Raw genomic sequence first — 707 nt, forward strand, 5'->3', positions numbered from 1 at the left:
CGGTTCCGTACCACGGCGGTTCGTAGACCGTTACGATACAACAACAAATTGTCAACAAACGAATACAAACCAATCGCATCAAAATGCTTCTTGGGAAAAGCAAAATTCATGTGGGTTTTCCCGGAATTCCACCAAGGCCCTCTCCCATTAAAAGCAGAGAGCCGGGCATGTTCATCCTTTAATCCCAGATGGGTCAACTTCTTAAACCTTGTCCTTCCTCTTTTCCATTGTCGCCAGATGATACATCTTAAACGGTGTCTGATCCAAGCGTCCAGATCTTCAAAGATATTCTTAACATCCGCAAGTTTGAAATAATTAAACCACCCACGAAGTACAGGTTTGAGCAGAGTAATAGTGTGATCTAATTTGCGACCGGTTCCTTTCCTACAAATTATCTTAACCTTGGCTTTGAGTCGTTTTATCGACTCAGCTGAAACTTTCAACTTTGGGGTCCTATTTGTAGTCATCGTGTATCCTAGAAAGGAGCGATGCCACGGTCTGTCCACCTTAGTCTTATCTCTGTTTACCTTCAGTTTTAATCTGTTTTCAAGGAAATTGGTGGTAGATTCGAGCACCCTTTCTCCTGCAGCCTTGCTACCTACGTAGATATTACAATCATCCGCATACCTACAGAAGCTCAATTTACGTCTTTCCAGCTCCTTATCCAGATCATCCAGCAGGATATTGGAAAGGAGTGGAGAAATTGG

Annotated in this window: 1 protein-coding gene; it reads right to left on the reverse strand. The window is 43.0% G+C overall.

Annotation, left to right across the window (positions count from 1 at the left end; all coding sequences use genetic code 11):
• On the reverse strand, positions 1-707 hold a 707-nt coding region (locus DV872_RS26215), incomplete at both ends, for a group II intron maturase-specific domain-containing protein (RefSeq protein WP_253952533.1).

Origin of the sequence: Oceanispirochaeta sp. M1 (assembly GCF_003346715.1) — a bacterium.
Lineage (GTDB): Bacteria > Spirochaetota > Spirochaetia > DSM-2461 > DSM-2461 > Oceanispirochaeta.